Genomic DNA, 13,798 nt, shown 5'->3' on the forward strand with positions numbered 1-13,798 from the left:
CCGCCGGAGGTCGCGTGCTGCGGCCTGCCCGGCCGCGGCTTTGCCGCCTCAGCGCCCAAAGGTCGGGACACGGTCCAGCCCCACTGCACGCAGAACGTCCGTTACGAGCCCCTTCCCAACTGCAGGGCTCCCCCATGGACGGTACCGACGCATCAGGGGCGCACCGCGGGCCCCTCGAGCGGCATGCCGGCGGCGCGGCGGGCCAGGTGCAGTTCGATCGCCAGGCCATCGTCGGAATCGGCCGCGAACGGTTCGGCGCGCACCCCGGCCAGGCAGCTGCGCACACGCCGTGGCAGTGAGCCAAGACCCTGCCATTCCAGGCGGTAGGTGGGATAGCCGGTGGGGTGGGCCTGCGGGATCGGCGCGCCGCCCAGGCGTTGGCCGGCGTGCTGGTCGTGGCAGGACGCGCAGGCCAGGTTGAGCTGGCCCAGGCGCAGCTGCCACAGCCGCTCGCCGCGGGCGGCCCAGGGCGCCAGGCGGGGGTGGTCGGGCGGTGCCAGCGGCAGGCCTCGCGAGGCCTGTGCCAGCCAGGCGGCCAGGGCCAGCAGCTCGGGGCCGTCGGCGCCCTGGGGCGCGGCCTGCTGGTGGCGCTGGCGGCAGGCGTCGATGCGGCCGGCCAGCGTGACCGGCCGGCCAAGGGACGCGTCGTATGCGGGGTAGCGGCTGGCCATGCCGCGCTCGCTGCCCGCGGCGTGGCAGCCGCTGCAGGCTCGGCCGTTGGCGGGCGGCCGCGACCACAGCGCCTCGCCTTCCTTCACCCACAGCTGCGCCGGGTTCAGGCTGTCGTCGGCCTGCATCGCCTGCAGCGCCGGCGACATGAACGCCGACCCGGGGCGGCGGGCGTCGTCGGCGGCGTGCGCGGCGGCCACCGCCAGGGCGGCCGCGGCTGCAGCCGTGCAGGCCATCGTTGCGCGGCGGCTGGCGCGACGGCCCTCCGGGAGACGCGCACAAGGGATCGCGCCTGGCGGTCCGTGGCTGCTCATGCCACGTTCAGCGCCACCGTCTCGGTCTGCCGGAAGCCGTGGTCGCCCTCCCAGGTGAAGGTGAGGGTGCCACTGGCTTCGACGCGCAGGAAGAACGCGACGAAGGGGTTGGCCGCCACGGCCGGGTACAGGCGGGCGCTGAACACCGTGCGCTCGCCGTAGCGGCAGTCGAACTGGGTGACGATGTTGCGCGGCAGCGGCCGGCCGAGGTCGTCGGATCGGTAGCCGGTTTCCATCGGGTGGGCGAGCGTCACGCGCACCTCGATGACGTCGCCGCGGCGCGGCGTCGGGGGCAGGTGGATCAGGCTGCGGGCCATGGCGCGTGCGAAGGGGCTATTCGATGCAGGCGGCCAGGGTCACGATGACTTCGACCTGCTGCTGCCAGACGCTGTGGTCGCTCATCCGCGCCAACGCCACCAGGCGCTGCGTGGTGGCCAGGCGGATGCGGGTGGACACCTCGGCGCGGCCGTTGGCCGGCCCCAGCGTGAACTGTGCGACGTCGCGCTGCGGGTTGCGCTCGTTGAAGATCACCAGCTCGCGCACGTGGTCGGCCTCGGTCATCGGGCTGTCGACGCGCACCGTCACCGGCACGGTGTTGCCGTTGTCGACCAGTGGCGCGATGTCGAGCGTGACGCGGCCGTCGCGCGGGGTGACCGTGCCGGACCAGGCACGGATGGCCTCGCGCAGGCCGGGTTCGAGCGGCAACTCGGCGGCCCGCAGCGGCCGCAGCGTCACCGAGGCGAGCAGCCCGGCGACGACCACCTGGCGGCGCGATGCCTGGCTCATTTGAGCGTGGCGAGGTAGGCCACCACGTCTTCCAGCTGTTGTGCATCGAACAGCGGCCGGCCCTGCCGCGCCGGTGCCACGCGTTGCAGGCCGTCGGTGCGCCGGTACGAGGGCATCAGCGAGCCGGGGTTGAGGCGCTCGGGGTCGACCAGCCGCTCGCGCAACTGCGCGGCGGACCAGCGCGCGCCGGCCCCCGCCAGGTCGGGTGCCAGCGTGCCCTGCTGTGACGCCGGCACCCCAGGCACCGCATGGCACAGCACGCACAAGCCCTGGCTGCGGCTGGCCACCAGCGCCGCGCCGCGGGTGGCGTCGCCGGTCGGTGCGTCGGCGGCCGCCGACGTGGTGGCGGCGAGCCAGGCACCCACGACCATCGCAGCCAGCCCGCCGGGCTGCGGCATCTCAGTACCGCCCGGCCGTTCCGAAGGGACTGAGAGCCCCCTCGGGGGGCAGCGAACGCAGTGAGCGTGGGGGCGTCATTTCAGGCCTTCCGCAGGTTCTGGTCCTTCAGCGGCAGGTCGCGGATGCGCCGGCCGGTGGCGGCGAAGATGGCATTGAGCACCGCCGGGGCGGCCACCGCGATGGTGGGTTCGCCGACACCGCCCCAGAAGCCGCCCGAGGGCATCACGATGGTCTCGACCTTGGGCATCTGGGCCATCCGCACCACCGGGTAGGTGTGGAAGTTGTCCTGCTCGATGCGGCCGTTCTTGACGGTGCATTCGCCGTACAGCGCCGCCGACAGGCCGTAGGCGAACGAGCCCTCGACCTGGGCCTCGATCTGCTGCGGGTTGACGGCGTGGCCGCAGTCGGTGGCGGCGACGATGCGGTGCACGGTGAGCGCGCCCTCCGCGCTGACCGAGACCTCGGCGCAGGCCGCCACGTAGCTGCCGAAGCCCATGGTCTGGGCCAGGCCGCGGAACACCTTCTGCCCGTTCACGTCGGGGGCCGGCGTGCCCCAGCCGGCGCGGCGCGCGGCGGCTTCCAGCACGGCCAGGTGCTTGGGATGGTTGGCCATCAGCTCGCGCCGCAGGGCCAGCGGGTCGCGTCCGGCGGCATGCGCCACCTCGTCGAGGAAGCATTCCAGGTAGATGGCGTTCTGGTTGAGGTTGACGCCGCGCCAGAAGCCCGGCGGCACATGCGGGTTGCGCATGGCGTGGTCGATCAGCAGGTTGGGCACCGTGTAGCCGATGCCGGCCTCGGGCCCGCTGGGGTTCAGGCCCTGGAAGACCACCGGGTCGAGCCCGTTCTTGACGTTCTGCGGGAACACCGCCGACAGGATCGATTGCCCGGCCAGCCGCATGTGCAGCGCGGTGAGCTTGCCCTGGGCATCCAACCCGGCCTGCAGCTTGCACTGGGTGATGGGGTGGAAACGCCCATGCAGCATGTCCTCCTCGCGCGACCAGATCAGCTTGACCGGCGTGCCGGGCATCTGCTTGGCGATGAGCACCGCCTGGCGCACGTAGTCGCTCATGCCGCGGCGGCCGAAGCCGCCGCCGAGGTGGATCTTGTGCACGTCGCACTGTGCCGCCGGCAGGCCCGAGGCCTCGGCGGTGGCGGCCAGCGCGGCCTCGCCGTTCTGGGTGGGGCACCACACCTCGCAGCGCTCGGCGGTGTAGCGCGCGGTGGCGTTCATCGTCTCCATGCAGGCGTGGTTCTGGTGCGGGTACGAGTACACCGCCTCCACCTTGCGCGCGGCCTGCGCCAGCGCGCCACGGGCGTCGCCCACGGTGTTGGCGGCGGCGGCCTCGGGCGCGTCCAGCGCGGCCTTCAGGGTGGCGGCGAAGGCCGCGCTCGAGGCATTGGCGTGGGCGCCTTCGTCCCACTTCACCGGCAGGGCGTCGAGCGCGGTCTTGGCGTGCCACCAGGTGTCGGCCACCACGGCGACGGCACTGTCGCCCACGCGCAGCACCTGCTTGACGCCGGGCCTGCCCTGGATGGCGGCGGCGTCGAACGATGCGAGCTTGCCGCCGAACACCGGGCAGTCCTTGATGGCGGCGTTGAGCATGCCCGGCAGCTTGAAGTCCATGCCGTAGACCTGCTTGCCGTTGAGCTTGTCGGCGGTGTCCAGCCGCTTGACGGGCTTGCCGGCGATGGTCCAGTCCTTCGGGTCTTTCAGCTTGACGTCGGTGGGCGCTGCCACCTTGGCCGCGGCCGCGGCCACCTGGCCATAGGTGGTGCGCCGGCCGCTGCCCGGGTGGGTGATCACGCCGGCGGCGGTGCGGCACTCGGCGGCAGGCACCTTCCACTCGGCGGCGGCGGCCTGCACCAGCATCAGCCGCGCGGCGGCGCCGCCCTTGCGCACGTAGTCGTGCGAATCGCGCACGCCGCGGCTGCCGCCGGTGCCGAAGTTGCCCCACACGCGTTGCCGGGCCAGGTTCTGCCCCGGCGTGGGGTATTCGGTGCGCACGCGGGCCCAGTCGCATTCCAGCTCTTCGGCCACCAGCTGCGACAGCCCGGTGAGCGTGCCCTGCCCCATCTCGCTGCGGGCGATGCGCACGACCACGGTCTCGTCGGGGTGGATCATCACCCAGGCGTTGACCTCGGCGCCCTGGGCGGCCCCTTGGGCGTGGGCCTCGGGCTGCAGGCCGGGGATGTGGAAGGCCAGCACCAGCCCGCCACCGGCGGCCGAGCTGCTGGCCAGGAAGCGCCGGCGGGCGGGGGACGTGGGATGAGCGGTGAGTGCCATCGTCGTCTCCCTCAGGCCTTGGCGGCCAGCTTGATGGCCGCGCGCACCCGGTTGTAGGTGCCGCAGCGGCAGATGTTGGTGACCGTGGCGTCGATGTCGGCGTCGGTGGGCTGAGGCTTGCTCTTCAGCAGCGCGGCCGCGGTCATCAGCATGCCGCTCTGGCAGAAGCCGCATTGCGGCACGTCGAGCTGGGCCCAGGCCTTCTGCACCGGGTGCGAGCTGTCGGGCGACAGGCCCTCGATGGTGGTGACCTTCTCGCCGGCACCGACCGACGACACCGGCCGCGCGCAGCTGCGCACCGCCTGGCCGTCGATGTGCACCGTGCAGGCGCCGCACTGGGCGATGCCGCAGCCGTATTTGGTGCCGGTGAGGCCGAGCTGCTCGCGCAGCACCCACAGCAGCGGGGTGTCGGGCTCGGCGTCGTGCGTCAGCACCTTGCCATTGACGTTGAGCGTGGCCATCCTGCGGTCTCCCCTGGTCGGAAGGCGCGATCATCCTCCGGGACCGGAAGACCCTGCATCGGTGTAGACGAGCACGCGTGCGACGCGCGGCAGGCGTGCTCGCCCGGTGCGCCGGGCGGCCGGCCGGGCCTCAGGCCCAGGCGCGCAGCAGCCAGCGGTTCAGTGCGGTGATCTCTTCCAGGCACACCGAGTGGGCCATCGGGTAGGCGTGCCAGTCGACGGCGTAGCCCAGGGCCTTCAAGGCCTCGCGGGCGGCCTCGCCGCGGGCCGGCACCACCACGTCGTCGTCGCGGCCGTGGGCCAGGAACACCGGCACGTCGGCGTTGGCGGCGTGGCGCTCGGCGGCGGTGGTGGTGGCCAGCGGCAGGTAGCCCGACAGGCCGGCGATGCCAGCCAGGCGCTGTGGGTAGCGCAGGCCGGCCAGCAGGGCCATCGCGCAGCCCTGCGAGAAGCCCGACAGCACGATGCGCCGGGCCGGGATGCCGCGCACCACCTCGCGGTCGATCAGCGCGTGCACCTGCTGCAGCGAATCGCGCAGGCCGGCCTCGTCCTCCGGCCGACCGGCGCCCGCACCGCCCAGCGGCGCCAGGATGTCGTACCAGGCGCGCATGCGGTAGCCGTTGTTGATCGTCACCGGCCGCACCGCGGCCCGCGGCATCACGCAGCGCACCGGGCCGACGGCCGACAGATCCAGCTCGTCGCACATCGGCAGGAAATCGGTGCCGTCGGCGCCCAGGCCGTGCAGGACGATCAACGAGGCCACCGGTTCGGCGGCGGGGCACAGTTCGATGGTGTCCAAGGGCATGTTGGCCTCGATGCGGCTGCGGGGATGCGATCATCGTATGCGCTGCGGGCCCAGGCATGGCAGCATCCGGTGCTGTCGGGGCTTGCATTCCGGGCCGGGAACCCCACCTGCCGATCCGCCGGGATCGGGCGTTTGGCGGAACCTTCACGGAACCAATCGGCCCGTCAGTGATCCGAGGGCATGGCCGCAACCCACGGGCGTGCATGCGAATTGAACAGGAGACTCACTTGAAGACCTTGCTGGTGGCACTTTCGATGGCGGTGGCCGGGCTCACGCTGAGCCTGGCGCCGATGGAATCCGAGGCCAAGCGCCTGGGCAGTGGCAAGGCGGCCGGCATGCAGCGGCAGACGCCTGCCCAGTCGCCCAACGCCACGCCGGCCACGCCGGCCGCCACGCCCGGGGCCAACGCGGCCGTGCCCGCCGCCGCTGCGGCACCGGCCGCTGCGGCGGCCGCCGGCAAGCGCTCGTGGATGGGTCCGCTGGCCGGTCTGGCCGCGGGCATCGGCCTGGCCGCGCTGTTCAGCCACCTGGGCATGGGCGAAGGCCTGGCCAATGTGGTGATGATGGTGCTGCTGGCGCTGGCCGCCTTCATGGTGATCCGCTGGGCGATGGGCCGCTTCGGCGGCGGTGCGCGCCGCAGCATGGGTGGCCCGCAGCTGGCCGGCGCAGGCGCGCCGATCGGCGCCGCCACCGGCATGCCGGATCATCGGCAGGAGCCCGCGATGGCGCGCAGCAGCCTGGCCCCTGCGGCCACCCCGGCCATGGGTGCGGGTGCGGCCGCCTCGACGCCGTCCGTGGGTGCTGCATCGGCCGCCGTGGCCCTGCCCGACGGCATGCCGGCCGCCGAGTTCGAGCGCGTGGCCAAGCTGGTGTTCATCCGCCTGCAGGCCGCCAACGACGCGGCCAACGTGGACGACTTGCGCCGCTTCACCACGCCCGAGCTGTTCGCGTCGCTGAAGGCCGATCTGCTGGAGCGCGGCAGCGCCACCCAGAAGACCGACGTGGTGCAACTCGACGCCAAGGTCGTCGACACCGCCACCGAGGCCGGCCAGCACATCGTCACGGTGCGCTTCCAGGGCCTGATCCGCGAAGCCGCCGATGCCGGCGCCGAGCCCTTCGACGAGCTCTGGCATCTGGTTCGCCCGGTCGACGCCAGCGGCGACTGGGCCATTGCCGGCATCGCGCCGACCCAGTGACGGCCTGAACACCGGTTTCCAACGGCGGCTTCGGCCGCCGTTTTGCATTCCGTGGGGGCTGCACGGCGCCACTGCGGCGCCGGGTGCCGCCACCCCTACACTCCCGCTTCCCGCCACCCAGCCCCAACGAGCCGTGAACCGACACCACCCCTTCCGTCTCGCGCTGCGGCGCCCCCTGGCCGTGCTGCTGCTGGCAGCCTTCACCGCCACCGCGGGTGCCCAGCCGGCGCCGGCCGCCCCGGCCGCCAGCGCACCCGCCGGGCCCACCGTCAGGGTCGAAGTGGGCAAGCCCCTGCAGGAGGCACAGGCGCTGCTGAAGGCCAAGGACGGCAAGGGCGCCCTGGCCCAGGTGGCGCTGGCCGAGGCAGTGCCAGCGCTGACCTCGTACGAGGCCTATGCCATCCAGCGCATCAAGGGCGTGGCGGCGCTCGAGGCGGGCGACACGGCGATGGCCTCGGCCAGCCTGGAGGCCTCGCTCGCCTCCCAGCATCTGCCCGCCACCGACAAGCTGCCGCTGACCGATGTGATCGTCCGTCTGGCCATCCAGGCCAAGGACTATCCGCGTGCGATCACCTGGCTCGGCCGCTACAAGGACCTGGGCGGGGCCGATGCCGCGCTCCGCCGGGCCCTGCCGCAGTTGCTGGCCGAGACCGGCGACTTCGCCGGCTCGGTGCGCGAGGCCCGGGCCATCGTCGCGGCCGATGAGGCCGCCGGCCTCGGCAGCCCCGAGACGCTGCTGCGCAACCTGGCCTTCGCGCAGAACAAGCTCGGCGACAACGACGGCTACGTGGCCACCCTGGAGCGCCTGGCCCAGCAGCATCCGAAGGTCGACTACTGGGCCGACCTGATCTCGCGCGTGGAGCGCAAGCCCGGCTTCGACGGCAACCGGCTGCGGCTGGACGCCTACCGCCTGATGCGCGCGGTGGGCCTGGTGCTCGAACCCGACGAGCTGGCCGACATGGCGGCGCGCGCGCAGCAGGTGGGCCTGCCGGCCGAGGCCCAGGCGCTTCTGGACGAGGGCTTTGGCGCCGGTGCGCTGGGCAAGGGCAAGGAAGGGCCGGCCCACGTGAAGCTGCGCGAGCAGGCCACCAAGGCGGCGGCGGTGGACCGCGCCGGCCTGGCCGAGAGCGAGAAGGCCGCGCTGGCGGGCAAGGACGGCAATGCGCTGGTGAGCCTCGGTTTCGCGATGTCGGGCGCCGGCCTGCACGACAAGGCCGTGTCGCTGACCGAGCAAGGCATCGCCAAGGGCGGCCTGCGCCGGCCCGACGAGGCACTGCTGCACCAGGGCATCGTGCAATGGCGCGCCGGCCGCAAGGACGACGCGGTGAAGGCGTTCGCCGCCGTCAAGGGTGGCGACGGTGCGGCCGACCTGGCGCGGGTGTGGTCGCTGTTCGTGACGAGCGCGAAGAAGCCCTGACGCGCCGCCCCGGCCCGGGCCCGCACGCTCAGGGGCCTGGCTGCCGCCGGAACATCCCCCAGCCCTGCATCGAAAGCACGGCCTGGTCGTGCTGGTTGAACACCTCCCAGCGCGACTGCACCAGGCCCACGCCGGGCCGGCTGGCCATGGGGCGGGCGTCGAGCACCGTCAGGCGCACGCGCAGCGTGTCGCCGGGGCCCACGGGCTGAAGCCAGCGCAGCTGGTCCATGCCGGGGCTGCCGAGGCTGGCGCTGTCGAGCAGGTGGTCGTCGCAGATCATGCGCATGGCCATGGCGCAGGTGTGCCAGCCGCTGGCCGTCAGCCGGCCGAACAGCGAGGCCTCGGCGGCTGCGTCGTCGAGGTGGAAGGGCTGCGGGTCGAAGGCCGCGGCGAAGGCGATGGTGGCCTCGCGGGTGACCTCCGTGTGGCCGAACTCGCGCACCAGGCCGGGCGGGAAGTCTTCCCAGTGCAGGCGTGGCGTGGGGCTGTTGTCGCTCATGGCGGACCAGCATAGCCGGTGGCGGCGAGAATCTTCTCCGATGCCACCGCGGCGAACGAGAGGAAGACAATGAGCGTGTTGATCCTGGGCCTGGTGCTGTTCCTCGGCATGCATTCGGTGCGCATCGTGGCCGACGGCGCGCGCGGCCGCTTCATCGCGCAGCGCGGCGAAGGGGCGTGGAAGGGGCTCTACACCCTGGTCTCGATCGCGGGCTTCGCGCTGATCGTGTGGGGCTACGGCCAGGCGCGGCAGCAGCCGGTGGTGCTGTGGCCGTCGCCGGTGTGGGCGCGCCACCTGGCCAGCCTGCTGACGCTGGTGGCCTTCGTGCTGCTGGTGGCCGCCTACGTGCCGCGCAATGGCCTGAAGGCGCGGCTGCACCACCCGATGGTGTTGGGCGTCAAGGTGTGGGCACTGGCGCACCTGCTGGCCAACAACACGCTGGCAGACCTGCTGCTGTTCGGCGGTTTCCTGGTGTGGGCGGCACTGAGCTTCCGCGCCGCCCGCGGCCGCGACCGCACGGCGCAGACGGTCTACCCGGCCGGCACGCTGGCGGGCACCCTGATCACCGTGGTGGCGGGCGTGGTGGGCTGGGCGGTCTTTGCGTTCTGGGCCCACCGCGCCTGGATCGGCGTGCGGCCGTTCGGTGGCGCGGCCTGAGCGCCGCTGCCTGAGCGCCCCCGAACGGGCGGCTCACGAACGGTCGGGGGCGGGCGATCCGGCCTGCGGCTCGGCGCCCGGCAGCGGCTCGATGAGCTGCGGGCCCTGGGCGCTGGAGCGGCCGACGGCGCGGTCCACCGGCCAGGCCTGCATCTGGCCGTCGGGCAGGCCCTGCATCAACGGCGGCAGTGCGGCCGGGTCCTGCTGTCCGCGCGACAGCCAGGCGGCCCAGTGCTCTGGTGGCACCATCACCGGCATGCGGTCGTGGATGGGCGACATCACCGCGTTGGGCGCGGTGGTGACGACGCAGCAGGTGAGCAGCCAGGGTGTGTCCTCGGCCGCGTCCTTCGGGCGCCAGGCTTCGAACAGGCCGGCCATCGGGAAGAAGGGCGCGCCGCGCGGGCTGATGTACCAGGGCTGCTTGAGGGGCTTGGCGCCGACCGGCGCCACGGCCTGCCACTCGTAGAAGCCGCTGGCCGGCAGCAGGCAGCGGCGGCGCCGCACGGCCTGGCGGAACGAGGGCTTGTCGGCCATGCCCTCGCTGCGGGCATTGTTGAGCTTGGCGCCGATCGACGGGTCGGCGGCCCAGTGCGGCACCAGGCCCCAGCGCATCAGCTCGCCGACGCGCTCGCCGGCCTTGCTCTCGTAGACCACCGGCACCAGCGCCTGCGGGGCCAGGTTCCAGTGCCGGTCGAAGGGCTGGATGCGCGTGAGGCTGAAGCCCGAGACCAGGGTCTCGGGGTCATAGGCCACGACATAACGACCGCACATGGCGGCATCGTCGCACAGCGACGCGGCCGCGTCGCCGGGGCGGCTGTCAGAAGGTCACGCGCACCCCCGCACCCAGGGCCCGGCCGCCCAGCGGCGACAGCTCGCGCGCGGTGCGCAAGGCCGTGGCGTTGTAGGCCAGCGTGTCGCCCAGGTTGTCCAGCCTGACGTACCACAGCGCCGTGCCGACCGGCAGGCGCTGCTGCCAGCTGGCGCGCAGGTGCAGCAGCGTGTGGCCGGCGGTGGACACGTCGGTGTCGGGCACGCGGCGCTGGGCGGCGGCGTGGGTGAGCTGCAGGCCCACCTGCCAGGCGCCCTGCGCGGCGTCGAGCGCCAGCTGCACCCGCACCGGCGCCAGGCGCGGCAGCGGTTCGCCGGTGGCGCGGTTGGTGCCGCGCACCAGGTCGAGGCCGGCACTGGCGTCCAGCGTCCAGGGCCGCTCGGCCAGCCGCAGCCGGCCTTCGAGCTCCAGGCCGTGCAGGCGCGCCGGCACGCCGATGAAGGCGTATTCGGGCACCGCGTCGAGGCCGCCGTCCTCGTTCGGCACCTCGATGTCGCGGCCGGTCGCGTCCAGGGCCAGGTAGTTGGCGAAGCGCGTCGCGAACACGTTGGCCTTGAACTGCGCCGCGCCCTGCTGCCACTGCAGGCCCAGGTCGAGGTGGCGGCTGCGCTCCTTGTCCAGGCCGGGGTCGCCGCGCTCGTAGGCGCCGGTGGCCACGTGCACGCCATTGGCGTAGAGCTCGTAGTAGGCCGGCGCGCGCTCGGTGTGGCCGGCCGTGGCGCTGGCGCGCCAGCCGCCGGCCAGCGGCCATTGCGCACCGAACGACAGGCTGCGCGGTGCGAAGCGGCGCTCGTGGGCGCTGCCGAAGCGGGGCCCATCGGGCAACTCGGCGTCGGCAGCGTCGCCCTCGGACGCCACCCGCGCGCGCTCCACCCGCAGGCCGGCGCTCAGGCGCAGCGGGCCGGCCGACCACTCCTCGATCGCGAACAGCGCCTGGCTGCGCGTGCGGGTGGCGGGCACGAAGGCCTCCTCGCCGAGGGCCGAGAAGTCGAGCTGCTCGGCCTGCAGGCCGACCATGCCCTGCAGCGGGCCGATCGGGGCATGGCGGGCCTGCAGGCGCAGCTCGCGGCCGGTGCTGCGGAAGGTGGTGCCGACCTCGCCGGTGCCTTCGACCTCTTCGTGGCGGTAGCGCGTGTGGCTGGCCTGGAACTCCACCTGCTCGAACGGCCCGGCCAGGCGGCGTCGCTCACCGGCCAACTGCACCCGTTCGCGGCGCATGCGGATGCTCACGTCGGGTTCGACCGTGACGCCGTAGTCGTTGCGGTGGCTGTCGACGGCGGCCCCGACGAAGCCATCGGCATCGGCCCAGCCGAGGCCCAGCGCACCGGCGCGGCTGCGGCCGGCGCTGTTGACCACGCGGGTGCTGTCGGGCAGGGCCTCGCCGTCGGCCTGCGGGGTGAAGCGCGGCACGCGCAGGTCGTCGCTACGGCGGCCGGCCACGTCGGCGTGCCAGTTCAGGCCGCCGGCGCCACCTTCCACCACCGCGGCGGCGGCCCGCTCGGCCGCGGCACCGCCCAGGCGCACTTCGGCACGGCCCCCCACGCGGTCGAGGGCGAAGCGCGGGATGCGGTTGTCCAGCGTGTTGACCACGCCGCCGGTGGCGTTGCCGCCGTACAGCAGCGCGGCTGGGCCGCGCAGCACCTCGATGCGCTCGGCCACCAGGGGGTCGAGCGCCACCGCGTGGTCGAAGCTCAGGTTCGACGCGTCGGCCGAGGCGCCGCCGTTGTCGAGCAGGCGGATGCGGTCGCCGTCCAGGCCGCGGATGACCGGCCGGCTGCTCTGCGGGCCGAAACCGGTGGCGCTGACGCCGGGCAGGCCGGCCAGCGTGTCGCCGAGCGTGCCGCCGCGGCGCAGCACCAGCTCGGGGCCGGTGAGCACGCTGGTGGGTTGGGTCAGCACGTCGCGGCCCAGCGGGTTGCCGGTGATGACGACGCTCTGGGGCGGAGGTGCGTCGGCCGCGTGGGCCGGCGAGACGGCGTGGAGCAGGACGAGGGCGACGGCGCAGGCCACCGGGGAGCGGCGCAGCGCCGCCCGGATCGGGAAAGGATGGGGCATGGGGCAATTCCTGTGGAAAACACGGCAATGGGCCTGCCGGTCCGGCACGGGGCCGGGCCGGTGAGGCCAGCGGGTGGATTCAGCGCAGGAAGGCGGGCGGTCCGCGGGCCGACGGCCCCTGGTGGGGCGTGGCGCGGGCGGCCCAGGCGGCGGACCGGGGCGGGGCCTGGTCGCCGGTCGGGGCAAGGGCGATGGCCAGGGCGGCCGGCAGTGCAAACGCCAGCGCGGCGTGGGCCAGGCACAGGCCGCAGGCGTGTGCGGCGTGGGGGTCGCCGTCGTGATCGTCCGAGGCGGTGTCGGACGGCACGCCCGCCGTGCTCGACACCGTCCCCGGAAGGCCCTCGCTTGCCAGGTGCGTCAGGCCATGCTGCAGCCCGAGCTGCTGCATGAGCAGCAGCACCAGCGCCAGCAGCGCGACCAGAAAGACCTGGTGGCCGGGGCGCGGGCGACGGTGGGCGGGGCGCGGGGTCGTCACGCCGGGAAGTATGGCAGCGTGGCCGCGGGGGGCCCCCTTCCGGGGGGAGCCGGGTCCCCACCCCGGGCGATGGTGCGCGCCCCGGGTGCGGCCGATCATGCCGACACCGGCCCGCGGGGGGTCGGCCCGCAACGGAGACGACGATGGCAAGCTGGTGGCACGCACGAACTCAATCGGCCGGATCGCTGGACCGCGACAGCCGCCTGCCGGCCCCGGCGGGCCACGATGCCTTGGCGGCACCGGCCGCGGGCGGCTGGCACGAGTCGAGCTGGGACCTGATGCGCGGCCTGTCGGTGATCGAGGGGCCGCTGCCCGACGACCTGCCGCTGGTGTGGCTGGGCGGGTTCGCCGAGGGTCAGCGCGCCGGCGCGGTGTAGCGGTCGACCAGCGCGGCCTCGATGCGGTAGCCGCTGGTGCCCATCGGCGAGCCGGCGCGCGCGGTGCGCAGCGTGCCGCGCACCCACACCGTGTCCATCGCGCGGTAGCCCTGCAGCGGCTTGGTCGGCACGACCATGACGATCTGGTTGGCCGGCGGCGGTGGCGTGTGGATGCAGGCACCGAAGTAGGGCACCAGCAGGAACTCGCTGAGGCCGGCCTTGGTCTCGTCCAGCGGCACCAGGTAGCCGGGCAGCTTGATCGAGGCACCGTCCAGCGCGGCCACGGTGGGCGCGTTGTCCCAGGCTTCGCGCAGCTTGTTCAGCATGTCCTGCGCCTTGGGGTCGCCGTCGTTGAGCAGGCCGATGTTGCCGCCGCCGGGCAGGTCTTTCATCGGGTCCCAGTTCTTGGGCACGAGGTCGTCCCACTTGATCTCGACGTGCGTGCCGGCGGCCGGCTTGGCGCCGGCCTGGGCCAGGGCCAGCCCTGGGGCCAGCAGGGCGGACGACAGGGCACCCAGCGCCAGGGTGAGGCAGCTGCGGCGGTCGAGGCGGGGGGTGGGGCGTGTCATGGCTCT

16 protein-coding genes are annotated in these 13,798 nt (G+C 73.8%); 4 read left to right on the forward strand and 12 right to left on the reverse strand.

Annotation, left to right across the window (positions count from 1 at the left end; all coding sequences use genetic code 11):
• Positions 1–152: 152 nt before the first annotated feature.
• The 7 genes from soxA to EOINJALH_RS29460 all read right to left on the reverse strand — a co-directional run bounded on the left by soxA (position 153) and on the right by EOINJALH_RS29460 (position 5,718).
• On the reverse strand, positions 153–905 hold the full coding sequence (soxA, locus tag EOINJALH_RS29430) for a sulfur oxidation c-type cytochrome SoxA (protein WP_088286995.1): 753 nt from the start codon (positions 903–905) through the stop codon (positions 153–155).
• Positions 906–979: 74 nt separating this feature from the next.
• Positions 980–1,300, reverse strand: coding sequence for a thiosulfate oxidation carrier complex protein SoxZ (gene soxZ / locus EOINJALH_RS29435; RefSeq protein WP_088286997.1), 321 nt, complete (start codon positions 1,298–1,300; stop codon positions 980–982).
• Between the two features lie 16 nt (positions 1,301–1,316).
• Positions 1,317–1,769: a SoxY-related AACIE arm protein gene (locus EOINJALH_RS29440; protein ID WP_088286999.1), complete on the reverse strand. Its 453-nt coding sequence runs from the start codon at positions 1,767–1,769 to the stop codon at positions 1,317–1,319.
• The gene (gene soxX, locus EOINJALH_RS29445) at positions 1,766–2,167 is read right to left on the reverse strand and encodes a sulfur oxidation c-type cytochrome SoxX (RefSeq protein WP_199873509.1); all 402 of its coding nucleotides are present in this window, start codon (positions 2,165–2,167) and stop codon (positions 1,766–1,768) included. The genes EOINJALH_RS29440 and soxX overlap by 4 nt, the downstream gene beginning before the upstream one ends.
• A gap of 80 nt (positions 2,168–2,247) precedes the next feature.
• Positions 2,248–4,452: a molybdopterin cofactor-binding domain-containing protein gene (locus EOINJALH_RS29450; RefSeq protein ID WP_088287001.1), complete on the reverse strand. Its 2,205-nt coding sequence runs from the start codon at positions 4,450–4,452 to the stop codon at positions 2,248–2,250.
• A gap of 11 nt (positions 4,453–4,463) precedes the next feature.
• Entirely contained in the window at positions 4,464–4,913 is a 450-nt protein-coding gene (locus EOINJALH_RS29455; protein ID WP_088287003.1) for a (2Fe-2S)-binding protein, read from the reverse strand.
• A 130-nt stretch (positions 4,914–5,043) separates the two neighbouring features.
• The gene (locus tag EOINJALH_RS29460) at positions 5,044–5,718 is read right to left on the reverse strand and encodes an alpha/beta hydrolase (protein ID WP_088287005.1); all 675 of its coding nucleotides are present in this window, start codon (positions 5,716–5,718) and stop codon (positions 5,044–5,046) included.
• A 227-nt stretch (positions 5,719–5,945) separates the two neighbouring features.
• Here EOINJALH_RS29460 and EOINJALH_RS29465 point away from each other — a divergent pair, with 227 nt between their 5' ends.
• On the forward strand, positions 5,946–6,914 hold the full coding sequence (locus EOINJALH_RS29465; RefSeq protein ID WP_199873510.1) for a Tim44 domain-containing protein: 969 nt from the start codon (positions 5,946–5,948) through the stop codon (positions 6,912–6,914).
• Positions 6,915–7,047: 133 nt separating this feature from the next.
• Positions 7,048–8,331: a lipopolysaccharide assembly protein LapB gene (locus tag EOINJALH_RS29470; RefSeq protein WP_088287007.1), complete on the forward strand. Its 1,284-nt coding sequence runs from the start codon at positions 7,048–7,050 to the stop codon at positions 8,329–8,331.
• A gap of 28 nt (positions 8,332–8,359) precedes the next feature.
• Here EOINJALH_RS29470 and EOINJALH_RS29475 read toward each other — a convergent pair whose 3' ends face one another.
• Positions 8,360–8,830 (reverse strand): MaoC family dehydratase, encoded by a 471-nt coding sequence (locus EOINJALH_RS29475; protein ID WP_088287009.1) that lies wholly within the window; start codon positions 8,828–8,830, stop codon positions 8,360–8,362.
• A gap of 69 nt (positions 8,831–8,899) precedes the next feature.
• Between EOINJALH_RS29475 and EOINJALH_RS29480 the strand changes: the two genes are divergently transcribed.
• Positions 8,900–9,487: an NnrU family protein gene (locus EOINJALH_RS29480; RefSeq protein ID WP_088287011.1), complete on the forward strand. Its 588-nt coding sequence runs from the start codon at positions 8,900–8,902 to the stop codon at positions 9,485–9,487.
• A gap of 33 nt (positions 9,488–9,520) precedes the next feature.
• On the opposite strand, the gene EOINJALH_RS29485 is transcribed toward EOINJALH_RS29480, so the two are convergent.
• The 3 genes from EOINJALH_RS29485 to EOINJALH_RS29495 all read right to left on the reverse strand — a co-directional run bounded on the left by EOINJALH_RS29485 (position 9,521) and on the right by EOINJALH_RS29495 (position 12,846).
• A complete protein-coding gene (locus tag EOINJALH_RS29485) occupies positions 9,521–10,258 on the reverse strand; it encodes an SOS response-associated peptidase (protein WP_088287013.1) in 738 nt (245 codons plus the stop codon).
• 46 nt (positions 10,259–10,304) lie between these two features.
• On the reverse strand, positions 10,305–12,371 hold the full coding sequence (locus EOINJALH_RS29490; RefSeq protein WP_144290222.1) for a TonB-dependent receptor: 2,067 nt from the start codon (positions 12,369–12,371) through the stop codon (positions 10,305–10,307).
• A gap of 79 nt (positions 12,372–12,450) precedes the next feature.
• Entirely contained in the window at positions 12,451–12,846 is a 396-nt protein-coding gene (locus tag EOINJALH_RS29495; RefSeq protein ID WP_088287015.1) for a DUF2946 family protein, read from the reverse strand.
• A 143-nt stretch (positions 12,847–12,989) separates the two neighbouring features.
• Between EOINJALH_RS29495 and EOINJALH_RS29500 the strand changes: the two genes are divergently transcribed.
• Positions 12,990–13,223: a hypothetical protein gene (locus EOINJALH_RS29500; protein WP_088287017.1), complete on the forward strand. Its 234-nt coding sequence runs from the start codon at positions 12,990–12,992 to the stop codon at positions 13,221–13,223.
• On the opposite strand, the gene EOINJALH_RS29505 is transcribed toward EOINJALH_RS29500, so the two are convergent.
• Complete coding sequence (locus EOINJALH_RS29505) at positions 13,202–13,792, reverse strand: DUF3299 domain-containing protein (protein ID WP_088287020.1); 591 nt, start codon at positions 13,790–13,792, stop codon at positions 13,202–13,204. The two genes, EOINJALH_RS29500 and EOINJALH_RS29505, sit on opposite strands and share 22 nt — an antisense overlap.
• Between the last annotated feature and the right edge of the window lie 6 nt (positions 13,793–13,798).

The organism is Ideonella sp. A 288, from assembly GCF_002198735.1.
GTDB lineage: Bacteria > Pseudomonadota > Gammaproteobacteria > Burkholderiales > Burkholderiaceae_C > Pseudaquabacterium.

Coding starts and splice junctions, on each gene's coding strand:
- EOINJALH_RS29505 (WP_088287020.1), bottom strand. CDS start 13,792: ATGACACGCCCCACCCCCCGCCTCGACCGCCGCAGCTGCCTCACCCTG.
- EOINJALH_RS29455 (WP_088287003.1), bottom strand. CDS start 4,913: ATGGCCACGCTCAACGTCAATGGCAAGGTGCTGACGCACGACGCCGAG.
- EOINJALH_RS29475 (WP_088287009.1), bottom strand. CDS start 8,830: ATGAGCGACAACAGCCCCACGCCACGCCTGCACTGGGAAGACTTCCCG.
- soxZ (WP_088286997.1), bottom strand. CDS start 1,300: ATGGCCCGCAGCCTGATCCACCTGCCCCCGACGCCGCGCCGCGGCGAC.
- EOINJALH_RS29460 (WP_088287005.1), bottom strand. CDS start 5,718: ATGCCCTTGGACACCATCGAACTGTGCCCCGCCGCCGAACCGGTGGCC.
- EOINJALH_RS29485 (WP_088287013.1), bottom strand. CDS start 10,258: ATGTGCGGTCGTTATGTCGTGGCCTATGACCCCGAGACCCTGGTCTCG.
- soxX (WP_199873509.1), bottom strand. CDS start 2,167: ATGCCGCAGCCCGGCGGGCTGGCTGCGATGGTCGTGGGTGCCTGGCTC.
- soxA (WP_088286995.1), bottom strand. CDS start 905: ATGGCCTGCACGGCTGCAGCCGCGGCCGCCCTGGCGGTGGCCGCCGCG.
- EOINJALH_RS29440 (WP_088286999.1), bottom strand. CDS start 1,769: ATGAGCCAGGCATCGCGCCGCCAGGTGGTCGTCGCCGGGCTGCTCGCC.
- EOINJALH_RS29490 (WP_144290222.1), bottom strand. CDS start 12,371: ATGCCCCATCCTTTCCCGATCCGGGCGGCGCTGCGCCGCTCCCCGGTG.
- EOINJALH_RS29450 (WP_088287001.1), bottom strand. CDS start 4,452: ATGGCACTCACCGCTCATCCCACGTCCCCCGCCCGCCGGCGCTTCCTG.
- EOINJALH_RS29500 (WP_088287017.1), top strand. CDS start 12,990: ATGGCAAGCTGGTGGCACGCACGAACTCAATCGGCCGGATCGCTGGAC.
- EOINJALH_RS29480 (WP_088287011.1), top strand. CDS start 8,900: ATGAGCGTGTTGATCCTGGGCCTGGTGCTGTTCCTCGGCATGCATTCG.